This is a genomic window from Mesorhizobium sp. dw_380, from assembly GCF_018588885.1.
Taxonomy (GTDB): domain Bacteria; phylum Pseudomonadota; class Alphaproteobacteria; order Rhizobiales; family Rhizobiaceae; genus Mesorhizobium.
The window spans coordinates 1-20952 of the sequence record NZ_JAFFIW010000064.1; the positions used below are offsets into that span (position 1 = coordinate 1).

Here is a 20952-nt window from a genome sequence, read left to right on the forward strand (position 1 = left end):
CCGCGCCCCCCCCCCTCCGGGGGGCCCCGCCCGGCCCCCCCCCCCCCCCCCCCCCCCCCCCCCCCCCCCCCCCCCCCCCCCCCCCGGCCCCCCAACCCGGGACGCAGGCCTATCAGCCGACCAATGTCCCGCCGCTGCCACGCCATGGCTCGGCCAACGCCAATGTCGTCAGGCACGCGCCACCGCCCCCGCCGAGACAGGACAGCATCGACGATACGCCGATGAAGGAACTCGAAGTTTCGCTGGACCAGCCCCGCCCCGGCGGCCCGGTGAGCAAACCGGCAGCCAAGGCGCCGCCGTCGCTCGACGATGAGATGACCAGGCTTCTCGGCGAACTTTCAAGCCAGAAGAGATGATTGCCGCCTGATCCATCCGCCGGCAGGGATCTGACGAAAAAAAATGGCCGGAAATCCGGCCATTTCAAAAACCTATATCAGCGGAAACTGTCCTAAGCGCAGCTCGGAAGCGACGCGTCAGTCGTCGCGATAGACTTTTTCGCGGCGCTCGTGCCGTTCCTGGGCTTCGATCGACAAGGTGGCGATCGGGCGGGCGTCGAGCCGCTTCAGCGCGATCGGCTCACCGGTTTCCTCGCAATAGCCGTAAGTGCCTTCATCGATGCGTTGCAGCGCCGAATCGATTTTTGCAATGAGTTTTCGCTGACGGTCGCGGGCCCTGAGCTCAATGGCGCGGTCTGTTTCCGAAGAGGCGCGGTCGGCGAGGTCGGGATGGTTGGCGTTTTCCTGCTGTAGTATTTCGAGAGTTTCGCGCGCTTCGCGCAATATGTCGTTTTTCCAGGTGACGAGCTTCAGGCGGAAGTAGGATTTCTGCCGTTCGTTCATGAACGGCTCGTCTTCGGAGGGTACGTAATTGGCGGTAACGATGTCGTTCATTCGACTCACCCAAACAGCCCCAAATTTGGCGCCTATATATTCGCGGTCACACGCCTGCACAAGCGCAATCGGCCACCGACTCACGCAATTGTTAAAGAGCCCCGGCGGCCCTCGCTGGAGCGAGATGCTCCTGATTCGATAGAGAAAGTGCCTCGACCCGTTGCCGCGTCGTCTCGTGCGTGGTTCGTAGCGCGGAAGAACACGGACCATTGTGCGCAACGCCCTTCTCATGGCTAATCGCGGTGTGGCTTCGGCTTCGGCGTCATTGGAGGTTGGGTGAGCAGGCTCTATCTGTTGCGACACGCCAAGGCCGGTTGGGCGCTGCCCGGCATGCGCGATTTCGATCGTCCGCTCGACGCATCCGGCCGCGCCGATGCCGAGATTATGGGCGCCGCCATGCGTTCACGTGGCTATGTCCCCGACCTGACACTGTGCTCCAATGCCAGACGCGCCAAGGAAACGCTCGAAGGGCTAGCCGGCCAGACCGATACCGGCAAGGTCCTGTTTTTCGACGCGCTCTACAGCGAAGACGCGGCGGGCTATCTCAGCCTTATCTGCGAGCACGGCGGTGTCGGCGCATTGCTGGTCATCGGCCACAATCCGATGATGGAGGATCTCGCCATGGCGGTCTCAGGCGATGGCGACGAGACGGCGCGTGCAATGCTCAATCATGGTTTCCCGACCTCGGGCCTGGCGGTCGTACGTTTCCTGGATGATCTGGCGAAAGTCGCCCAGGACGCGGGTTATCTCGAAGCGTTTCTGACACCGGCCGATCTCTAGTGGCGATTTCCGCCGCCATTTCAAAGCCGGGTTCGAGAGCCTATATCGGACGGACCGAAGCCCGAGAGATCACATTTTGGCATCATCGCTGACGACCTTCACCGACGAGGCAAGGATTGCCCTCGATACGCTGTCGGGACGCGCCACCGGGCTTTTTTCTCCGTCGCTGCGATTGGGTGTCACAGGCCTTTCACGCGCCGGCAAGACGGTGTTCATCTCCGCCCTCGTCCACAATCTGATCCACGGCGGACGCCTGCCGCTGTTCGAGGCGCAGAAATCCGGGCGCATCGCGCGCGCCTTCCTGGAAGAACAGCCCGACGACGCCGTGCCGCGCTTTCAATATGAGGACCACATCGCCGCGCTGGTCAACGACCGCGTCTGGCCCGATTCGACGCGAGCCATTTCGGAACTGCGGCTGACCATCGAATACGAATCGGCCTCCGGCTGGAGCCGCATGTTCTCTTCTGGCAAACTGTCGGTCGACATCGTCGACTACCCCGGCGAATGGCTGCTCGACCTGCCGCTGCTCGGCAAATCCTTCGCCGATTTTTCACGCGAGGCCATTGAGATGGCCACTTTGCCGGTGCGTGAAGATCTTTCGCAGGCCTGGCGAGCGATCTCGGCGGAAATCGACCCGAATACCGATGCTGACGAGATGACGGCGCGCCGCCTGGCCGAAAGCTTCGCCGCCTATCTCAAGGCCTGCAAGCTCGACGAACGGGCGCTTTCGACCCTGCCGCCCGGCCGCTTCCTGATGCCTGGCGATCTCGAAGGCTCCCCTGCGCTGACCTTTGCGCCGCTGCCTGGCCTCGGCGACAAGCGTTCCCGCCCAGGGTCGCTGCACGCGATGATGGACAGGCGCTACGAAGCCTACAAGACCCATGTCGTCAAACCTTTCTTCCGCGAACACATCACCCGCCTCGATCGCCAGATCGTACTGATCGATGCCATGCAGGCACTGAACGCCGGCCCCGGCGCCATGGCCGACCTCGAGCGCGCCGTGACCGAGATTCTCAGCTGCTTTCGCCCGGGCCGGGGCAGCTTTCTCACCGACCTTTTTTCGCGGCGCATCGACCGTATCCTGGTCGCCGCGACGAAGGCCGATCACCTGCACCACGAAAGCCATGACCGGCTGCAGGCGATCGTGCGGCGGCTGGCCGACCGGGCCGTGGCACGCGCGAACTTCACCGGCGCCGATGTCGATGTGGTCGCCATGGCGGCGATGCGCGCAACCCGCGAAGGCACCGTCAAGCAAGGCCGCGAGACGTTACCGGTCATCATCGGCATGCCGATCGCCGACGAGAAAATCAACGGCGAAACCTTTGACGGCAAGACCGAAACAGCCATATTTCCCGGGGACTTACCGGAGAAGATTGATACAGTGTTCGACGTCTTGGGACCCGACCACAGACAGGATTCCAGGGACCCGGCAATCCGCTTTGTCCGGTTCCGCCCGCCAAAACTCGAACGCACGGCCGAAGGTGTCACGCTGTCCTTGCCGCATATCAGGCTCGACCGTGCCCTGCAGTTCCTGATCGGAGACCATCTGGCATGACCGCGCCCCGCAAGCCGGCGGCATTCCGCATCGAGCCGGAAGCCGCGCCCAGACACCAGGTGCCAGAATCGCGCCCGGCCGAGCCTTCGCGCAAACCCCGCGCACTGGTCATACCGGCGGAGATCGACGTTTTCGACGAGCCCGATATCGTTGCCGCCGAACCGCCGCCTGCGACCGCCCCCAGGAAACGCTCGCTCTTCGGCAGCATCTTCTTCGGCGCCATAGGTGTACTGGTTTCGCTGGCCGTCGGCCTGTGGACCGACCAGCTGATACGCGATCTCTTCGCCCGCGCACAATGGCTGGGCTGGCTGGCCGCCGGCATGGCAATTATCGCCGTGCTGGCGCTTCTGGTGATCCTAGCTCGCGAGTTCATGGCGATCGCCCGTCTCGCCGAAGTCGAAAAACTGCAAAAGCGGGCGCTCGATGCCATCGCCCGCGACGATCCGAAGGCGGCACGATCCGTGGTCGACGAGCTTTCGGCCTTCGTTGCGGCCAAGCCCGAAACCGCGGCCGGCCGGCGCGCGCTGGCCGAACTGCGCGGCGAGATCATCGACGGCGGCAATCTGGTGCGCCTGGCCGAAGCAGAAATTCTCGGCCCTCTCGACGCCAAGGCAAAGGTGATGGTTCTCGAGGCGGCCAAACGCGTCTCGCTGGTGACGGCGGTCAGCCCGCGTGCGCTTGTCGATGTCGCCTATGTCGTGTTCGAGGCCGGGCGCCTCATTCGCCGTCTCTCGGAACTCTATGGCGGACGGCCGGGAACGCTGGGTTTCTTCCGCCTGGCGCGCAGCGTGCTGGCGCATCTGGCGGTCACCGGTTCGATCGCCGTCGGCGACAGTTTCGTCCAGCAGATCGTCGGCCACGGCCTGGCGGCGCGCCTTTCGGCAAAGCTTGGCGAGGGCGTCGTCAACGGCATGATGACGGCGCGCATCGGCATCGCGGCGATGGAAACGGCGCGCCCCCTGCCCTTCAGCGCCGCGAAGCGCCCGGGACTGGGCGATTTCCTCTCCGCATTGACATCGTTTGCGACCAAGAAAGACGCCGAAACAGCCGGCTCCGGCAAATAGCGTCCTGCTCTTCGGGAGGCTGGGCGGATTGCGGTTTCGAGGCCCGCGGTGACGAAGCATTAACCAATCTTCTTCATGGTCGAACGGGTTTCAAACAGCCTCGTTGTTGCCGGGTGTCGTCGATGAAAAGCGTAATTCTGTCCAGCGTCCTGCCCCTGGCGGCCGCGATCACAGCAGTCGTCGGTTTTGGCTCGGCGGCTTCCGCGGCAGAACCGGATAAGCAGTTCTTTCAGTCGGCCGAAGGCAAATGGGTTGGTCCGGGCGAAATCGTCGCCGGCAAGTACAAGGGCACGAAGTTCAACTGCAGCTTCACCGGCTCCACGCCCGACGGCAAGATGGGCATGACGCTGGACGGCGGCTGCCGGGTCGGCATGTTCACCCAGCCGATGTCGGCAAGGATCGAGCGCAAGGGCCGCGATTACAAGGGCTCTTTCATGGGTGGCGCGGCCGGCGCAGGCCTCGATATCATCGGCGGCAATGTTGTCGATGCCCGCAAGGTGGTCTTCACCATCAACCGCAACCAGTTGCGCGGCGTCATGCAGGCCCGCATTCCCGACGACAATTCGATGACGGTGACGGTTGCCGTGCGCGTTCAGGACCAGCTGGTGCCTGTTATCGGCATGAGCCTGAAGCGCGTCGATGCCGTCGAAGTCGGCTCCATCGCGCCGAACTGAGCGTCTATCGCGGCTCTATTTCTTTTACGCAATTCCGGACGGAAAACCGCTTCACACTTTTCCTGGAATTGCTCGAATACACCCCAAAAGCAAAGAGGCGGCAGCCCATCGCTACCGCCTCCGTTGAACCAGACGAACCAGGCGTCAGCCCTTGATCGCGGTGGTCACCTCGTCATAGGCCTTGCAGGCATCGGCCAGCGTCGTGGTGCCCTGATACTTGGTTGTCACCGCCTGGACCTTGGCGGTCAGGTCAGCCGCCTTGGACGGGTCCTTGGTGATCGCTTCCTGCAGCGCGGCAGCCATGTCCTGCGCCTTTTTGGTCGCCATCTCGGTCGTGCATTCCGGCGCCTTCGAACAGGCCGAACCGGCAAGCACCGCCAGGCCGACGGCAACAAGCAAAAACTTCTTCATGTCAGTCATCTCCTCAAAAAGGGCGCGACTTGATCGTCGCTCACCCTCCAATGGCCGAAGCCGAGCGTCCTTAACCTCCGATTGTGTCAACAAGCAACGCACGCCCGGCGTAAACTTGTGCAACGCGCCTGCAACATTGCTCGCGATCGGGATTCGGGCTGTTCGATCCCGGCCGAAGCCCCTATCCTTTGCTTCTGGCGACCTGTCGTGGCGCCTAAAGCATTTCATCGTTTCATGGAAACGATGAAATGCTTTAGCTCTTGTTTTGACGCAATTCCGGACGGAAAACCGTTTCACACTTTTCCTGGAATTGCTCTTGCTCCCGACTGCAGGCGCTGCGGTCTCAAACGAACGGAATGACAGGCATGGCCGCAGAGGCATCAGGCAGCGATCTGGTTCAGGTGGTGGCGCTGCTTGCCGCTGGTGTCGTTGCCGTCCCCATCTTCAAGCGCATGGGGCTTGGCTCCATTCTCGGCTATCTCGCCGCCGGCGTGGTGATCGGCCCGTTCGGCCTGCGCATCTTTTCCGAATCGCAAGCCATTCTCCATGTCGCCGAACTCGGCGTCGTCATGTTCCTGTTCATCATCGGACTGGAAATGCAGCCGTCGCGGCTTTGGGGCCTGCGCCGCGAAATCTTCGGCCTGGGCGCGCTCCAGGTGGGGGTCTGCGCGGCCTTGTTGACCGGGGTCGGAATGGCCGGTGGGTTTCCAGTCTCGCAATCCTTCGTGGCCGGTGCCGGTTTCGTGCTGACCTCGACCGCGATCGTCATGCAGCTGCTAGAGGAACGCGGCGAAATCGCCTCGCCGAAAGGCCAGCGCATCGTTTCCGTCCTGCTGCTGGAAGATCTGGCCATCGTTCCGCTGCTGGCCCTGATCGCATTCCTGGCGCCCGGCGGCGCCGACACCAGCCCGTCGGAAAGGATGACCGAGGTCGGCATCGGCCTTGCCGCGATCGTCGGACTGGTGGTGGCCGGGCGCTATCTGCTCAACCCCTTCTTCCGCATCCTGGCGGATGCCCGTGCCCGCGAGGTCATGACGGCCGCGGCCCTTCTGGTCGTGCTCGGATCAGCGCTCGCCATGCAGCTCAGCGGCCTGTCGATGGCCATGGGTGCATTCCTGGCCGGCGTTCTTCTGTCCGAATCGACCTTCCGCCATCAGCTGGAAGCGGACATCGAGCCGTTCCGCGGCATCCTGCTCGGCCTTTTCTTCCTTGCGGTCGGCATGTCGCTCGATCTGCATGTGGTGGCCACGAACTGGAAGCTGATCGCCGTCTATGTCGTCGTCTACATGGTGATGAAGGCGCTTGGCATCTATATCGTCGCCCGCATCCTCAAGACCGGCCATCGCGAGGCGCTGGAACGTGCTGTATTCATGGCGCAAGGCGGCGAATTCGCCTTCGTCCTCTACTCCGCCGCCGCCGCCGTCGGCATCATCGACAGCCAGGCCAACGCGACCCTGACGGCGATCGTCATCATCTCCATGGTGCTGACGCCGCTGGCGATCATCGCCTTGCGGTATGTCACCCCGCGCGACGAGCAGTCGCTCGACGGCGTCGATGTCGCCGACGGCCTGACCGGCAGCGTGCTGATCATCGGCTTCGGCCGCTTCGGCCAGATCGCCAGCCAGCCGCTGTTGCTGCGCGGCATCGACGTCTCGATCATCGACAACGACGTCGAGATGATCCAGGCGGCGGCCGATTTCGGCTTCAAGGTCTATTATGGCGACGGCACTCGGCTGGATATCCTGCATGCGGCCGGCGCCGGCCGGGCACGCGCCGTGCTGATCTGCGTCGACAAGGCCGATGTGGCCGTTCGGATTGCCCAATTGATCAAGGCCGAATTTCCGCTGCTCACCGTGCTGGCCCGGGCCTACGACCGCGGCACCGCACTGCAGCTCATTCGAGCCGGTGTCGACTACCAGCTGCGCGAGACCTTCGAATCGGCGCTGGTTTTCGGCGGCTCGGCCCTGGAATCCCTTGGCGTTGATCCCGAAGACGTCGCCGACACGATCGAGGACGTCAGGCGCCGCGACGCCGCCCGTTTCGAAACCCAGCTCGCCGAAGGCATCCGCGCCGGGCAACGCTTCTTGAGAGGCAATATCGGTACGCCCATTCCCACGCCTCTCACCCAGCCGCGCCGCGCCGGCCAGGCCCTCAATGAAGAGACGGCCGGCGTTCTGCACAAATCCGAACCAGCGGATTGACCCCCCGGATTAACAAGGACCCATGCATGGAATTGGACAGCAGAGCCCTGTCGGTCACCAAATTCTGGCGTGATGCCGGCGTGGATGCATGGTTCGAGAAGAACGAGGCTTTCGATGCCGGCTTCCGCGACCGCTTTCTCGACCTGCACTACGCCGTCGCGCGGCGCGAATGCGACGACTGGTCCGAACACGCCGAAGGCTCGCTGGCGCTGATGATCCTGCTCGACCAGTTTCCGCGCAATTGCTTTCGCGGCACCGGCCATATGTACGCAACCGACCCGCTGGCGAAGTATTTCGCTCAAAAAGCTGTCACGGCCGGCCAGGATCTCTTGCTCGAACCGGAGTTCCGGGTGTTCCTGTATCTGCCGTTCGAGCATTCGGAACTGCTCGTGGATCAGGAAAGGTCGCTCGCACTCACCACGGCCAATGCGCCGGACTACCTCAAATACGCCGAAGAGCACCGCGATATCATCCAGCGCTTCGGCCGTTTTCCCCACCGCAACAAGATGCTGGGCCGGGAAACCACGGTAGAGGAAATGGCATTCCTGGAAGCAGGCGGTTTTTCAGGCTGACGCCAGCCTATTCCCCTATTTTGGCGCAATTCCTGACGGAAAACCGTTCCACACTTTTCCTGGAATTGCTTTATCGCAGCCACCAGTCACGGCCGGATGGCAACCGCTCGATACCGGCGGCATCGACGGCGCCCAGGCGCTCCGACACGCTTCGTCCACCGACGGCAAGGTCCGGCGCGATCTCGGCCAGCGGTGTCAGCACGAAGGCGCGCTCCAGCATGCGCGGATGCGGCACTTCGAGCCCCGTCTCATGGATGACGCGGTCGCCGAACACCAGAATGTCGATGTCGATCAGGCGCGGCCCCCAGCGCTCCTCGCGCACACGCTTCAGCCTGCGCTCCGCATCGAGGCAGAGATCAAGCAGCGCCCGCGGCGAGAGCCGGGTCGACAGCTCAGCGGCGGCGTTGAGGAAATCCGGCTGATCGAGTTTGCCCCAGGGCGGCGTGCGATAGAGCGAGGAGACGGCGGCAACGCGCGTATCCGCATCGGCATCGAGAATGCGCAGCGCCGCAGCCATCGAGGCCGCCGGATCCCCCAGATTGCCGCCGAGGCTGAGATAGACGGTGTTATTCGGGCCAGACAACGGTCACCTCGACGTAATCGAGCACGCCGGGCACCGGCGCGTTCGGTTTGCGCACGGTGATTTCGGCCCTCCTGATCTGGGGAAACCGGTCCGTCAGCGCCTTTGCCACCTCCATTGCCAGGGCCTCGATCAGGAAGCGCCGCTCGCCGGTGATGATCTTTTCGATCACCGTGAAGGCAATGCCATAGTTGACGGTTTCTCCGATGGCGTCGTCGACGAGCGCGCGTCCGGGTTCGACCGAAAGCACCGCGTCGACATAGAAACGCTGGCCGAGCGCCTCCTCCTCGTCGAGCACGCCATGCCGGGCAAAGAAGGCACAGTTCTTCAAGCGGATGACATACATGGCTCAGCGTTCCGGCGGGTCAGTTTCACGCGCCAGCATAGCATCCGCCACGGCCAGCGCGTCCACGTTGATTGCGACATCATGGACGCGAAACAGATGCGCGCCCTTGAGCCTGAGAATGACGCTGGTCGCCGCTGTCCCGGCTGCGCGATCGGCCGCATCGCGGCCGGTGACGGTGCCGATGAAGCGTTTTCGCGAGGTGCCGGCCATCAACGGAAAGCCAAGCGCATGAAGTTCGGAGAACCGTGCCATCAGGTCGAGATTTTCCTCGGCCGTCTCCTTGGCGAAGCCGAAGCCGGGATCGAGCACGATATGGTCGTCGGCAACACCGTGCCTGCGGGCGATCTCCAGCGATTTTCCCAGGAATGCCAGTTGGTCGGCGATCACGTCGGGCAATTTCTCACGATCCCGCCCGGTATGCATGATGATGAGCCCGGCGCCGGTTTCGGCCGCGACCCGCGCAATATCGGGCTCGCGCTGCAGGCCCCAGACATCGTTGACGATGTGCGCGCCGGCAGCCACCGCGAGCCGCGCCGTTTCGGCGCGATAGGTGTCGACCGAAATCAGCACGTCGCCCGAGCTCGCCAGCGCCTCGATCACGGGCAGGATACGGGCCTGCTCCTCGCCGGCCGATATCGCGGCGGCACCGGGCCGGGTCGATTCTCCGCCGACATCGATGATCCCAGCCCCTTCGCCGATCATGCGGCGCGCCTGAGCCAGCGCCGCTTCGGGGCCGTCAAACAGGCCGCCATCGGAAAAACTGTCGGGGGTGACGTTGAGGATGCCGACGACCACGGCCTTGCGGCCAAGATCGAGATGGCGTCCATGGGCCAGATGCCATCGCCTCGCCGTCATCGCTCGTCAACCTTAGAGCATGATGCCGAAAAGTGTGACGCGGTTTTCGGACGACATCATGCTCTACTCCTTTGATTTAGAGGCGGATTCAGATTTCGGGTCGATTCGACCTGAAATCATCCGACTCTATGCTCATCAACGATGTGTGATCCGCATCGGATCAATTCCGTTGCGCCGGCAACGGCCGTAAAGCAAGGTGGTCGAAGAGGCAACATGATGAAACGATCCTTGCTCTGCGCGCTGCTGCTTGCCGTGACCGCCGTTCCGGCGGGTGCGGCCACTCTGGTGAAGACATACAGCTATTTTTCCGTTGGCGGCAGCACGCTCGATGATATCGAGGCGCAGCTTTCGAAGCATGGGCCGCAGGTCAAAAGCACGGGCTCGCGTCATCCCGGCGCCACCCAGATGGCCTTCACCACCCGTATCAGCTACGCGAGGCAAGCCGGCTCCTGTCGGATCGCCGACGCCGTGGTGACCCTTAAGGTCAAGGTGATCCTTCCGGAATGGCGCCGTCCGCGCAAGGCCGATGCCGATGTGAAGCTGTTCTGGGATACGCTGTCTGCCGACATCAAGCGCCATGAAGAACGCCATGTCGAGATCGCCAAGAACCATGCCCGTGAGCTGGAAGACGCGCTGAAGGCAACCTATCCGCGGAAGGATTGCGATGCCGCAAAGGCCAAGGCGGCCGAGATCACCGCCGCCATTCTTGCCAAGCACGACCGCGCCCAGGTGCAGTTCGATCGCGTGGAAAGTGTCAATTTCGAAAGCCGCATCCTGCGGCTCATGCGCTATCGCATGGAGCGCATCCAGAATGGTCGGTTGCCGCCACCGGCCTGAATTTCGCCGGCACGGTCAATGGCGCCGATGCAAAGCCAATCGGGCCGAAGCGTAGTGCCAGCTTCAAAAAATTTTCGAACGGCAGTCGAAATCGGCCTATACGGGACGACATATCGGGGTTGGCAGGGCACATCCCTCGAAACGAGAGCACCACGACCGATCGCGCGGCGGACGCATCAGGCAAGCCCAAATCGGTGAACCGAACAGCGCGCAAAGCACATGGACGAATGACTATGGACCAGGCTGTCGACAAGCAGGCCGTGGCGGCCGCGAACGCGCCGCTGACCGAAACCGAAAAGAACGCCATCATCGGCGGCGTCCTCTTGTCGATGCTGCTGGCCGCACTCGACCAGACCATTGTCGCGCCGGCCATGCCGACCATCGCGCGGGCACTCGGCCATGCCGAATATCTGCCCTGGATCGTCACTGGCTACCTCTTGACCGCGACCGCCATGGCGCCGCTCTACGGCAAGATTTCGGATGTCTATGGTCGGCGGCCCACAATCTATGCCGCTATCCTCATCTTCCTCGCCGGCTCGCTGGTCAGCGCGATGGCTCCCAACATGTTCGTGCTGATCATCGGCCGCGCGATCCAAGGTGCCGGCGGTGGCGGCCTGTTCGCGCTGGCGCAGACGGTGATCGGCGACCTCGTGCCACCGCGCGAGCGTGCGCGTTACGCAGCCTGGATCGCGGGCACCTGGGCTGTCGCCAGCATCGCCGGGCCGCTGCTCGGCGGCACGTTTGCCGAGCATCTGCATTGGTCACTGATCTTCTGGATCAACATTCCGCTCGGCGTTGTGGCCATGGCCATCATCAACAACCCTTTGAAGAAGCTGCCGGTCCTGGCAAGACGGCACAGCATAGACGGGCTTGGCGCACTGCTGCTGATAGCGGCCACGGCGCTGCTGCTTCTGGCGCTGAACTGGGGCGGCAGCGAATACCCGTGGCTGTCGTCTGAAATCCTTGGCCTGCTCGCCAGCTCGGTGGTCATTTGGACTGCCTTTGCACTGCGGCTGTTGCGCGCTTCCGAGCCACTGATTTCGCTGGAAGTGCTGAGCAACCCGATCGTTCTGGCCGGCACGCTCTCCCTGTTCCTCCTTCAGGCTTCCAACATCGGCCTGTCGGTTTACCTGCCGGTCTACCTGCAATCGGTCATCGGCCTGTCGGCGAGTGAGTCCGGAACTGCCCTTCTTGGGCTTATGCTCGGCACGGTTGCCGGCGCGACATTCAGCGGGCGCACCATTCCCCGCTTCGTCCATTACAAGCGGATCGCCATGATTGGATTGGCTTTCGCCGCGCTCTGCCTCGGCATCCTCAGCCTCGTGGCCGGGCACGCCTCGCTGCTGGTCGTCGAGATCCTGACGACGTGCATCGGGCTTGGCAGCGGAACCACCTTCCCGGTTGCCACCGTGTCGGTCCAGAACGCGGTCGATCCGAAGCATCTCGGCGTCGCCACCGGCGTGATGACGTTCCTGCGCTCGCTGGGCAGCGCGCTTGGTGTTGCGATCCTTGGCGCCGTCGCGCTGGGCAACGGCCTGCCGCTGGCCGGCGAAGTCGCTCAGGCGGGCGGAGCGGTGGCGGGCACTTCCGCGTTCTGGATGATCTTCGCCGCCGCCGTAGCGATGCTGATACTGGCGCTGCTGACGCTCAGCCTGATGCCGGAAAAGTCACTGCGCGGTCGCCCCGAAGCGCCCGTGCTTGCCGAGTGACCCTACTCGTCAGGAGGCCTCGAGAACGCCGAGCTTCTTCTGCAGGCTGGTCGATGACGTTGTGTATTGGAAGACGATCCGCTCACCGGGGCTGATGATGCGCTTGGCCGCCTGCGCCATCAGCGCCACCTCGTGGAAGCCAGACAGGATCAGCTTCAGCTTGCCCGGATACCAGTTGATGTCGCCCACCGCGAAAATGCCGGGCACCGATGTCTGGAACTTCTCGGTGTCGACCGGGATGAGGTTTTCGTGGAGATTGAGCCCCCATTCCGCGATCGGCCCGAGCTTCATGGTCAGACCGAAGAATGGCAGCATGCGTGTGCATGGCACCTCGATATCTCCCTCCGGGCCACCCTTGATTGTGGCCGATGACAGCTGTCCGTCGGCGCCGGCGAGCCCTGCCACCTGGCCGACCCTGAATTCCAGCTGCTTCATCTCCTGCATGGCATACATCTTGTTGACGCTGTCGGGTGCCGCCCGAAACTCCGGCCGCCGATGAACGAGCGTCACGCTCTTCGCCACCGGCTGCAGGTTCAGCGTCCAGTCGAGCGCCGAGTCGCCGCCACCGACGATGACAAGGTCGTGGCCGCGAAAATCCTCCATCCGGCGCACCGAATAAAAGACGCTCTTGCCTTCATAAGGCTCGATGCCCGGAATCGGCGGGCGCTTCGGCTGGAACGAACCACCGCCGGCGGCGATCACCACGACCTTGGCCTCGAACACCTCGTTCTCGTCCGTGGTGACGCGGAAGCTGCCGTCCTCCAGCTTCTCCAGGCTGGAGACCATGCGGTTGTAGGTGAAATCAGGCTTGAACGGGGCAATCTGCTCGAGCAGCTTGTCGACCAGCCCTTGCGCCGAGATCGAAGGCCAGCCGGGAATGTCGTAGATCGGCTTCTCCGGATAGAGTTCCGCGCATTGGCCGCCGGGCCGGTCGAGGATATCGATCAGGTGACACTTCATGTCGAACAGGCCGAGTTCGAACACGGCAAACAGGCCGATAGGCCCTGCCCCGACAATGAGGACGTCTGTTCTGATGGTGCCGGTCATGCGTCATGCCTCGCTGCTGGATTGGCGTGAGACTGCATGACCACTGGCTCGCTGCCAAGCGGCAGCGGCAAAAATCGGCTTTTCAGCCCTGCCGCTCCGGCACCCGCACCACCAGGCCATCGAGCGCGTCGCGCACCTTGATCTGGCAGGACAGCCGCGAATTCGGCTGGACCTCGTAGGCGAAGTCCAGCATGTCCTCTTCCATCGCTTCCGGCTCACCGACTTCCGCCGTCCACGCCTCATCGACATAGACATGGCAGGTCGCGCAGGCGCAGGCGCCGCCGCACTCCGCCTCGATCCCCGGTACGGCGTTGCGGATGGCATTTTCCATGACCGTCGAGCCGTTTTCGGCATCCACGTCGAAATATGTGCCGTCATGGGCGATGAAGGTCAGTTTGGTCATTTGTCACCTGAAGGGAGTCCAGCCGACATAATCACTCGGGCGGACAAGTCAACTGCCGCGCGAAAGCGCCGCTCCGTGACGTTTTTCCGTAAACCGGAATCAGCGACTGATGGCGGCGATGAAATCGCGCACTTCGTCGATCAGCGTGCCCAGCCGCTTGAGTGTCTGGCCGTCTTCCGGCCGCCGCTCGATCTCGGTGGCGCAATCGGCGATGGCAAAGGCGCCGACGCCGCGCGCCGACCCTTTCAGCCCATGCGCCAGCAGAAGCCGGTCCTTGAGGTCGGCATCGACTATTTTGTCGCGCACCGACAGCGCCTGCTGTACAAACAGCGCCAGCACCTCTTGCTCAAGAGCACGGTCGCCCATCGTTTGCCGGGCAAGGTGTGCCAAATCGACCGGTCGGGCTTGTCTCGTCCCCGACACGTCACCCCCCGGCATTGAGAAGGCAATGCCGCTTTCGCCACGCATGAACTCGAACTCCATTTCCTTCGGCCGCCTGAAAACCTAGGCGATTCCAGTGGATAACGGGTTAATGAATGGCCGGGAAAAATGTTGCGAAAGCGGCGCCCAAATCACGCTTCCGTTAACCTTATATTTAAAGTTTTACGTATCCCGCGGAATGCATGTTTTCTTTACCCCCCTGTGTCATTACGATACGAGGGTCCATTTTCAGCCTCCTGCGCGGGGGGTACGACAAAGACAATTATAAGCCCGCGGCAGCTAGTACAGGGTAGCGAAGGCATGGCGAAGAAACCAACGACGACGACGAGAAATCTCGACAACGATGTAGCCAGGGAACTGGAAAGAGCGCTCGATATCGACCTCAGCGGCGACACCGGCGGCGATCTCGATATCGCGGCTTCGATGGAAGATCTGGAAGCGCAGATATCCCAGGCCGCCGACGAACTGGCACGCGAGGGGCGCAACCAGAAGCCGGCACCCGCGGCCAACCAGGCCCAGGCCGCGAAGCCCGCGCCCAAACCCGCCGAGCTGCGCCCTGTGGAGACGCGCAATGGCAATGGCACTCAGCCCACGGGCTTTGCGCCGGCCAATGACGATCGTCAGAAGGACTACAAGACACTCCTGCACAGCCTCAACAGGCGCGCCTCCAATACCGTCTACTGGATCATTGCCTTTGTCTCGCTCGCCTGGATCGCGGGCGCCGGCGGGCTGGCCAACCTGCTTTTCGGACCGAGCATCTGGCAGATCCGCACGCTCGACCAGTTCTTTGCCCGTCCAGAGCTGATTGGCCTCGCCGTCGCGGCGATCGTGCCGGTCATCCTGTTCTGGGCCTTCGCGGCCATGATTCGCCGCGCTCAGGACATGCGCATTGCCGCACAGTCGATGACGGAAGTGGCCTTCCGCCTGACCGAGCCGGAAAACATGGCGCAGGATCGCGTCATGATGATCGGCCAGGCCGTTCGCCGAGAGGTGGCGGCCATGGGCGAAGGTATCGAACGCACGCTTGCCCGCGCCGTGGAACTCGAAACGCTGGTCCACAGCGAAGTCAATCAGATCGAGCGCTCCTACTCGGAAAACGAAAACCGCATCCGTTCGCTGGTCGACGGGCTCGGCAGCGAGCGCGAAGCGGTCGTCACGCATGCCGAGCGCGTCCGCGCCTCGATTTCGGGCGCGCATGAAACGTTGAAGGAGGAAATCGGCGCCGCCAGCGACATCATCCGCGACAGCATTCTCAATGCGTCGACCAAGCTGTCGATGACGATCACCAATTCGGGCGACACGCTTATCGATCGCATCAATGAAAGCTCGATGTCGATCTTCGATTCGGTGGAAGGCCGGCTCGACACCATCACCGACAGGCTGTCGACCTCCGGCGAGGCCTTCGCCAGCCTTCTCGACACCCGCATTGCCAAACTGACGGACACGACCGACGGTCTGACCCGGTCTCTGACCGATCTGCTCGACGACCGCACCTCCGGCATGGTGTCGCTGCTTGGCGGCGCCGCGCGTACCCTCAATTCGGAATTCGAGGCCAGCCTCAACGGCATCGAGCGCACGCTCGCCGAACGCGGCCAGGCGCTGATCAGCGAATTCCAGACCCGCGCCGAGGCGCTGGACACCGGCACGCAGAAGCTCAACGCCGCACTCGAGGCCCGCGCCCGCCAGATCAACGAAACGCTGGTCGAACGCGCCCGCGAAATCGCCCACACCTTCGCCGAAAGCAAGGATACGTTGTCTGCGATGATCGACCAGGGCAAGACCCAGATCGGCGCTGACATGGCCGACATCGTCAACTCGACGTCGACCATGCTGGAGGCTCGCGCCAGCGACTTTGCCGGGCGCATGGAAGCGGCGCGTCATGTCGTGTCGCGTTCCTTCGATTCCGACATCCAGCGGCTTGCCGACGCCCGCGTCGGCATCGAGGAAGCTGTCGAAAACCACAGCCGCAAGCTGTCCGAAAGCCGCGAGCGCATGGCGGCCGCCATGCAGGAGGATCTGGCGAAATTCGCCGAAGGCAGCGCCGGCATCGATGCCGCGGTGACCAACCAGGTGCAGAAGCTGGCTGAAGGCCGCAACCTGATCGCGCGCGCCCTCGAGGAGGACCTGCGCAAGGTCAACGAATCGCGCGCTGCCATCGATGCGTCTCTGGGCAGCCACCTCGAAAGGCTGGAGGAAGGCCGTAACCGGCTCTCGCTGGCTCTCAACGAAGACTCCGGAAAACTTGTGCAATCCCGTACGATCATTGATGAAATGGTCGCCGGACATGTTGGGAAGCTTGCCGAAGGCCGCAACATCCTGTCGCGCGCTCTGGAGGCGGATCTCGGCAAACTGTCCGACAGCCGCGCCAGCATTGACGGGCTCGTCGCCGGCCAGGTCGAGAAGATCGCCGAGGGCCGTGCGGTGCTCGCCAAGGCCTTGGAAAACGATATCGCCGGCATCAAGAGCCTGATCGAGGCTCATTCGGCAAAGCTGGTGGAAGACCGCAGTCAGCTCGGCCGTTCGCTCGAGGACGACCTTTCGGGCATCAGGGGCCTGCTCGACGATCATTCGGGAAGGCTTGCCAACGACCGCAGCCTGCTGTCGCAGACGCTCGAAGCCGACCTTGCCAAGCTGGCCGAAAGCCGCTCGAGCATTGACGGCCTCGTCGCCGGACAGGTCGAGAAGCTGGCCGAGGGCCGAGACATTCTCAAGCGCGCGCTGGAATCGGATCTCAACACGATCAAGGGCGTCATATCGAGCCAGTCGGAAAGACTGGCGGAGGATCGCGGGCAGCTTTCGCGGGTCCTGGAAGCCGACCTGGAGAATGTAAACAGCGTCATCGCCGACCACATGAACAGGCTGGTTCAGGATCGATCGACCTTGTCGAAGGCTCTCGAGGACGACCTCGCGAAGTTGGCCGAAAGCCGTTCCAGCATCGACGGCCTGGTCGCCGGTCAGGTCGAGAAGCTGTCAGAGGGCCGCGACATCCTGCGCCGCGCCTTGGAGGCCGATCTCAACACGATCAAGAACACCGTTGCCGACCAGTCGCAGAAACTGGTTGATGACCGCGCCCAGTTTGCCCAGGCGCTCGAAGCCGACCTCGAAAGCGTCAACAGCCTCGTCAACAGCCATTCCGAGCGGCTTGTCCAGGATCGCTCGGCGCTGTCCAAGGCACTCGATTCAGATCTTGAAAGCGTCAGCGGCCTGGTCAACAGCCACGCGGACAGGCTTGTCCAGGAACGTTCAACCCTGTCCAAGGCGCTCGAGGACGATCTCGCCAAGCTGGCCGAAAGCCGCTCCAGCATCGACGGGCTGGTCGCCGGCCAGGTCGAGAAGCTGGCCGAGGGCCGAGACATTCTCAAGCGCGCGCTGGAAGCCGACCTGCAGAAGCTGACCGAAAGCCGCGGCGACATCGACGACGTCATCGCCGGCCATGTCGGCAAGCTGGCCGAAGGCCGCAACATATTGAGCCGCGCGCTGGAAGACGATCTCGGCAAGCTTGCCGAGACCCGCAAGGACGTCGACCGCTCGCTGTCTGGCCACATCGACCAGATCGCGGCCAGGAGCACCGACATTTCGGCAGCGATCGCCGCCGATGTGGACAAGATCGAGCAGGCGTTCAGCCGCCAGACCGGCATCATCGAAGAACGCGCCGGAACCATGGAGCGCGCGCTCTCGACCGGTGTCGACAATGTTCGCAACGTGCTCGAGAAAAGCGCGGTCTTCGTTGCCGGCGCTTTGCGCGAAAAGGTCCTGGAAGTCACCAGCACGCTGCATGAGCAGGCCGGTGCGGCCTTCAGTGACGCCGATCGCAAGATCGCCGAGCGCGCCGAGCAGACGTCCGCCGCCCTGCTGGCGCGGGCCGAAGACATCGCCCGCACTTTCGAGGAGGCCGATCGTCGACTCCACGCTCGTGCGGAAGACACTTCCAAGGCCTTGCTTGCCCGCGCGGGCGACACCTCCAGCTCGCTGCTGGCCCGCGCCCACGAAACCGCCGACCAGTTGGCGGCCCGCGCAAGCGAGATTGCCGGCGCGTTCGACGTGGCGGACCAGAAGCTCGCCGCTCGCACCCAGGAAACCACTGACCAGTTGGCCGCCCGGGCCCAGGATACCGCCGATCATCTGGCTGCCCGTGCAAGCGAGATTGCCGGCGCCTTTGATGCGGCGGACCAGAAGCTGGTTGCCCGTGCCGTCGAGACGGCACAGTCTTTGGCCGCCCGCGCAGGCGACATCCTGCGCAACTTCGAAAGCGCCGACCAGCGGCTTGGCATGCGCATCGGCGAATCGGCCGAGGCGCTTGCCGCCCGTGCATCGGACCTCGGCCGCATCTTCGATGCCGCCGACCAGCAATTGGTCGCCCGCATCGCGGAAGGCTCGGATGCCCTGTCAAACCGTGCGTCGGAGATCGGCCGCATCTTCGAAGACGCCGACCAGCGCATGGTCTCGCGCATCGCCGACAGCACGTCGACGATCGGCGAGCATACGCAGACCATCGTCGGGGCTTTCGCCAGCACCGAGCAGAGGGTTGCCGACCGCGCGCGCCAGACCGGCCAGGAACTGGCCGTACACGCCCGCGAGATCGAGCAGGCGCTTGCCGGCGCCGACGAGCGGCTTGCATTGAGCGCCGCGGCCGCGGCCGCCCGTGTCGAGGAGCAGATCACCAGCGTCGAGAACCGGCTCGCCCACACCGCCGACACGATGGGTCAGAAGCTCAACGAGCAGGTCTCGACCGCCGAGGCGCAGCTCGTTTCGCGCGCCAATGTGATCGCGGAGACCTTCACCGCGGTTGGCCAGCATATCGGCCAGAGCACCAACGATGCCGCCAAGACGATCGGCGCCAACACCCGCGAACTCAACACCATGCTCGCGGCGCGGTCGGCCGAAATGTCGAAGATCCTCGATGAAACCGCTCGTCCGCTGGTCGAGCGCTTCGCCCAGGGTGGCTCGGAACTGCAAAAGAGCATGGAAGAGGTCACCGAACGCGCCACCGAGAAGCTGCGCAGCGAGAATGCAGCCCTTGTCAACGCGCTCGCCAGCCGCACCGCCGAGACCTTGTCGGCGGTCGAAGGCGCCCGCTCGTCGCTCTCCGCCAGCGTCGCCGATCTCATCGGCCGCATGACCACCTCCAGTTCGCAGCTCGGCCAGCTGATCGAGCAGGCCGCGGTCAACCTCGGCCAGGTCGACGAACGCCTGACCGGCAGCACGCAGAGCTTCGCGGCGACCACCGAAAAGGCGGCGCAGACCTTTGCCAGCTCGGCGCGTCTGGTCGATTCGAACACCACCAGGCTAACGGACCTGTCCTCGTCGACCTTGCGGGAAGTGGCATCGATCGCCACCAAGTTCGACGAGCACAGCCGCCTGCTGGCCAGCGCCTCGGACCTGTTGAGTTCGGCCCAGAGCAACCTCGAACACACGCTGGAAAGGCAGTCGTCGCTGGAAGATCTCGCCGTCGGCCTGGTCAAGAAGTCGGAAGATCTCGAAAGGGTCATGCGCTCGTTCGAAAACCTCGTCGGCCAGACGCTGCAGAACGCCGAAGGCAAGACGCTGGAATCGGCCGACAAGATCCGCAACGCCATCACCGACGTCGTCGATTCGGCTACCAAGCGCTTCGCCGATGCCACCGAGGAGATGCGGCGCACCGCGGGCTCGATCAAGAGCGAACTCGACCTCACCCGTGCCGAACTCAAGAAAGGCGTCATCGAGATGCCGGAAGAGGCAAAGGAATCGACCTCTGCCATCCGCCGCGCCGTTTCGGAGCAGATCAACGCCCTGAAGGAACTCTCGGACATCGTTGCGAAATCCGGTCGCGGAGCCGAAGGTTCGGAGCCACGCAACCTGCGCCCGGCCCCGCAAGCGCCGGCAGCGCGTGCCGCCGAACCGCCGCGTCGCGCTCCCGCTCCGCAGCCGGAGCTGCGCACGCCTCAGGCGCCGCTGGGCGGTACCGCGCTGCGCGGCACGCTCGACCTCGAGCGTCCGGCCGAGACGCCGCGCCCTCGCTCTGACGCCAGCGCCCGCACACCCCAGGGCGGCTGGGTGCGCGATCTTTTGACCGCGGCCTCGAACGAAGGGGACCTCAGGCCCACTACGCCTCCGGCGCCCGCGGAAACGCCACGCGCGGCCCCGGCCCAGCGCTCGCCGCTGCATGTCGTGGAATCCTTGAATTCGCTCTCCGTCGACATCGCACGGGCCATCGACCACGATGCCTCGATCGAGCTGTGGAACCGCTATCGGCGCGGCGAGCGCGACGTGTTCACGCGCCGGCTCTACACGCTGAAGGGTCAGCAGACGTTCGACGAGATCCGCCGCAAGTACCAGGCCGAAGCCGAATTCCGTGCGGCCGTCGACCGTTACTGCGACGACTTCGAGAAACTGCTCAAGGATGTCTCGCGCAACGACCGCGATAACATCATGGCGCAGACCTACCTGACGTCGGACACCGGCAAGGTCTACACCATGCTGGCCCACGCCAGCGGCCGCCTGCACTGAGCCAGGAATTGATTAACAGAACCAAGGCGGGCCACGGCCCGCCTTTTTCGTTCAGGGCAAGCCACTGTCCGCGCCGCTGCCGGGAAATATCTTGATGGTCC

General features: G+C 63.6%; 18 protein-coding genes. 10 read left to right on the plus strand and 8 right to left on the minus strand.

The genetic code is table 11. From position 1 onward, the window contains the following. Window positions 1–221 precede the first annotated feature (221 nt). A complete protein-coding gene (locus JT360_RS34280) occupies window positions 222–356 on the plus strand; it encodes a hypothetical protein (protein WP_502845500.1) in 135 nt (44 codons plus the stop codon). Window positions 357–473: 117 nt separating this feature from the next. On the opposite strand, the gene dksA is transcribed toward JT360_RS34280, so the two are convergent. Further along, window positions 474–890 carry an RNA polymerase-binding protein DksA gene (gene dksA, locus JT360_RS31295; RefSeq protein ID WP_214477035.1) on the minus strand — a complete coding sequence of 139 codons (417 nt, stop codon included), beginning with the start codon at window positions 888–890 and terminating at the stop codon, window positions 474–476. Window positions 891–1166: 276 nt separating this feature from the next. Here dksA and JT360_RS31300 point away from each other — a divergent pair, with 276 nt between their 5' ends. From JT360_RS31300 to JT360_RS31315, 4 genes are all read left to right on the plus strand, one after another. Beyond that, a complete protein-coding gene (locus tag JT360_RS31300; protein ID WP_214477037.1) occupies window positions 1167–1670 on the plus strand; it encodes a SixA phosphatase family protein in 504 nt (167 codons plus the stop codon). Window positions 1671–1746: 76 nt separating this feature from the next. Continuing rightward, the gene (locus JT360_RS31305; protein WP_214477038.1) at window positions 1747–3225 is read left to right on the plus strand and encodes a YcjX family GTP-binding protein; all 1479 of its coding nucleotides are present in this window, start codon (window positions 1747–1749) and stop codon (window positions 3223–3225) included. Next, window positions 3222–4289: a YcjF family protein gene (locus JT360_RS31310; protein WP_214477039.1), complete on the plus strand. Its 1068-nt coding sequence runs from the start codon at window positions 3222–3224 to the stop codon at window positions 4287–4289. The genes JT360_RS31305 and JT360_RS31310 overlap by 4 nt, the downstream gene beginning before the upstream one ends. 122 nt (window positions 4290–4411) lie before the next feature. Next, a complete protein-coding gene (locus JT360_RS31315) occupies window positions 4412–4963 on the plus strand; it encodes a hypothetical protein (RefSeq protein ID WP_214477042.1) in 552 nt (183 codons plus the stop codon). A gap of 144 nt (window positions 4964–5107) precedes the next feature. On the opposite strand, the gene JT360_RS31320 is transcribed toward JT360_RS31315, so the two are convergent. Then, window positions 5108–5374 (minus strand): hypothetical protein, encoded by a 267-nt coding sequence (locus tag JT360_RS31320; protein ID WP_214477043.1) that lies wholly within the window; start codon window positions 5372–5374, stop codon window positions 5108–5110. 365 nt (window positions 5375–5739) lie between these two features. On the opposite strand from JT360_RS31320, the gene JT360_RS31325 reads away from it, so the two are divergent. Continuing rightward, window positions 5740–7575: a monovalent cation:proton antiporter-2 (CPA2) family protein gene (locus tag JT360_RS31325; protein ID WP_214477046.1), complete on the plus strand. Its 1836-nt coding sequence runs from the start codon at window positions 5740–5742 to the stop codon at window positions 7573–7575. Between the two features lie 26 nt (window positions 7576–7601). After that, complete coding sequence (locus tag JT360_RS31330; protein WP_214477048.1) at window positions 7602–8147, plus strand: DUF924 family protein; 546 nt, start codon at window positions 7602–7604, stop codon at window positions 8145–8147. A 70-nt stretch (window positions 8148–8217) separates the two neighbouring features. On the opposite strand, the gene folK is transcribed toward JT360_RS31330, so the two are convergent. From folK to folP, 3 genes are read right to left on the minus strand one after another with little or no spacing between them, the layout of a single operon-like run. Beyond that, on the minus strand, window positions 8218–8730 hold the full coding sequence (gene folK / locus JT360_RS31335) for a 2-amino-4-hydroxy-6-hydroxymethyldihydropteridine diphosphokinase (RefSeq protein ID WP_214477050.1): 513 nt from the start codon (window positions 8728–8730) through the stop codon (window positions 8218–8220). Next, window positions 8714–9073, minus strand: a complete 360-nt coding sequence (gene folB, locus JT360_RS31340; RefSeq protein ID WP_214477053.1) for a dihydroneopterin aldolase — start codon at window positions 9071–9073, stop codon at window positions 8714–8716. The genes folK and folB overlap by 17 nt, the downstream gene beginning before the upstream one ends. Before the next feature lie 3 nt (window positions 9074–9076). After that, on the minus strand, window positions 9077–9928 hold the full coding sequence (gene folP, locus JT360_RS31345) for a dihydropteroate synthase (protein WP_214477054.1): 852 nt from the start codon (window positions 9926–9928) through the stop codon (window positions 9077–9079). Between the two features lie 213 nt (window positions 9929–10141). Between folP and JT360_RS31350 the strand changes: the two genes are divergently transcribed. Together JT360_RS31350 and JT360_RS31355 are read left to right on the plus strand one after the other, a co-directional pair. Continuing rightward, on the plus strand, window positions 10142–10765 hold the full coding sequence (locus tag JT360_RS31350) for a DUF922 domain-containing Zn-dependent protease (protein WP_214477056.1): 624 nt from the start codon (window positions 10142–10144) through the stop codon (window positions 10763–10765). A 233-nt stretch (window positions 10766–10998) separates the two neighbouring features. Further along, window positions 10999–12474, plus strand: coding sequence for an MDR family MFS transporter (locus JT360_RS31355; protein WP_214477058.1), 1476 nt, complete (start codon window positions 10999–11001; stop codon window positions 12472–12474). A 9-nt stretch (window positions 12475–12483) separates the two neighbouring features. Here JT360_RS31355 and JT360_RS31360 read toward each other — a convergent pair whose 3' ends face one another. The 3 genes from JT360_RS31360 to JT360_RS31370 all read right to left on the minus strand — a co-directional run bounded on the left by JT360_RS31360 (window position 12484) and on the right by JT360_RS31370 (window position 14392). Continuing rightward, window positions 12484–13521 (minus strand): NAD(P)/FAD-dependent oxidoreductase, encoded by a 1038-nt coding sequence (locus JT360_RS31360; protein ID WP_214477060.1) that lies wholly within the window; start codon window positions 13519–13521, stop codon window positions 12484–12486. Window positions 13522–13603: 82 nt separating this feature from the next. Then, window positions 13604–13924, minus strand: coding sequence for a 2Fe-2S iron-sulfur cluster-binding protein (locus JT360_RS31365; protein WP_214477062.1), 321 nt, complete (start codon window positions 13922–13924; stop codon window positions 13604–13606). Between the two features lie 99 nt (window positions 13925–14023). Then, entirely contained in the window at window positions 14024–14392 is a 369-nt protein-coding gene (locus JT360_RS31370) for an Hpt domain-containing protein (protein WP_214477064.1), read from the minus strand. Window positions 14393–14665: 273 nt separating this feature from the next. On the opposite strand from JT360_RS31370, the gene JT360_RS31375 reads away from it, so the two are divergent. Next, complete coding sequence (locus tag JT360_RS31375; RefSeq protein WP_214477066.1) at window positions 14666–20851, plus strand: kinesin; 6186 nt, start codon at window positions 14666–14668, stop codon at window positions 20849–20851. Window positions 20852–20952: the final 101 nt, after the last annotated feature.

Excerpts from the sequence above, each read along its gene's own strand:
- JT360_RS31310 (WP_214477039.1), top strand. The coding sequence starts at position 3,222 with ATGACCGCGCCCCGCAAGCCGGCGGCATTCCGCATCGAGCCGGAAGCC.
- JT360_RS31365 (WP_214477062.1), bottom strand. The coding sequence starts at position 13,924 with ATGACCAAACTGACCTTCATCGCCCATGACGGCACATATTTCGACGTG.
- JT360_RS31370 (WP_214477064.1), bottom strand. The coding sequence starts at position 14,392 with ATGCGTGGCGAAAGCGGCATTGCCTTCTCAATGCCGGGGGGTGACGTG.
- JT360_RS31355 (WP_214477058.1), top strand. The coding sequence starts at position 10,999 with ATGGACCAGGCTGTCGACAAGCAGGCCGTGGCGGCCGCGAACGCGCCG.
- folP (WP_214477054.1), bottom strand. The coding sequence starts at position 9,928 with ATGACGGCGAGGCGATGGCATCTGGCCCATGGACGCCATCTCGATCTT.
- folB (WP_214477053.1), bottom strand. The coding sequence starts at position 9,073 with ATGTATGTCATCCGCTTGAAGAACTGTGCCTTCTTTGCCCGGCATGGC.
- JT360_RS31330 (WP_214477048.1), top strand. The coding sequence starts at position 7,602 with ATGGAATTGGACAGCAGAGCCCTGTCGGTCACCAAATTCTGGCGTGAT.
- JT360_RS31315 (WP_214477042.1), top strand. The coding sequence starts at position 4,412 with ATGAAAAGCGTAATTCTGTCCAGCGTCCTGCCCCTGGCGGCCGCGATC.
- JT360_RS31375 (WP_214477066.1), top strand. The coding sequence starts at position 14,666 with ATGGCGAAGAAACCAACGACGACGACGAGAAATCTCGACAACGATGTA.
- JT360_RS34280 (WP_502845500.1), top strand. The coding sequence starts at position 222 with ATGAAGGAACTCGAAGTTTCGCTGGACCAGCCCCGCCCCGGCGGCCCG.
- JT360_RS31325 (WP_214477046.1), top strand. The coding sequence starts at position 5,740 with ATGGCCGCAGAGGCATCAGGCAGCGATCTGGTTCAGGTGGTGGCGCTG.
- JT360_RS31360 (WP_214477060.1), bottom strand. The coding sequence starts at position 13,521 with ATGACCGGCACCATCAGAACAGACGTCCTCATTGTCGGGGCAGGGCCT.
- JT360_RS31350 (WP_214477056.1), top strand. The coding sequence starts at position 10,142 with ATGATGAAACGATCCTTGCTCTGCGCGCTGCTGCTTGCCGTGACCGCC.
- dksA (WP_214477035.1), bottom strand. The coding sequence starts at position 890 with ATGAACGACATCGTTACCGCCAATTACGTACCCTCCGAAGACGAGCCG.
- JT360_RS31320 (WP_214477043.1), bottom strand. The coding sequence starts at position 5,374 with ATGAAGAAGTTTTTGCTTGTTGCCGTCGGCCTGGCGGTGCTTGCCGGT.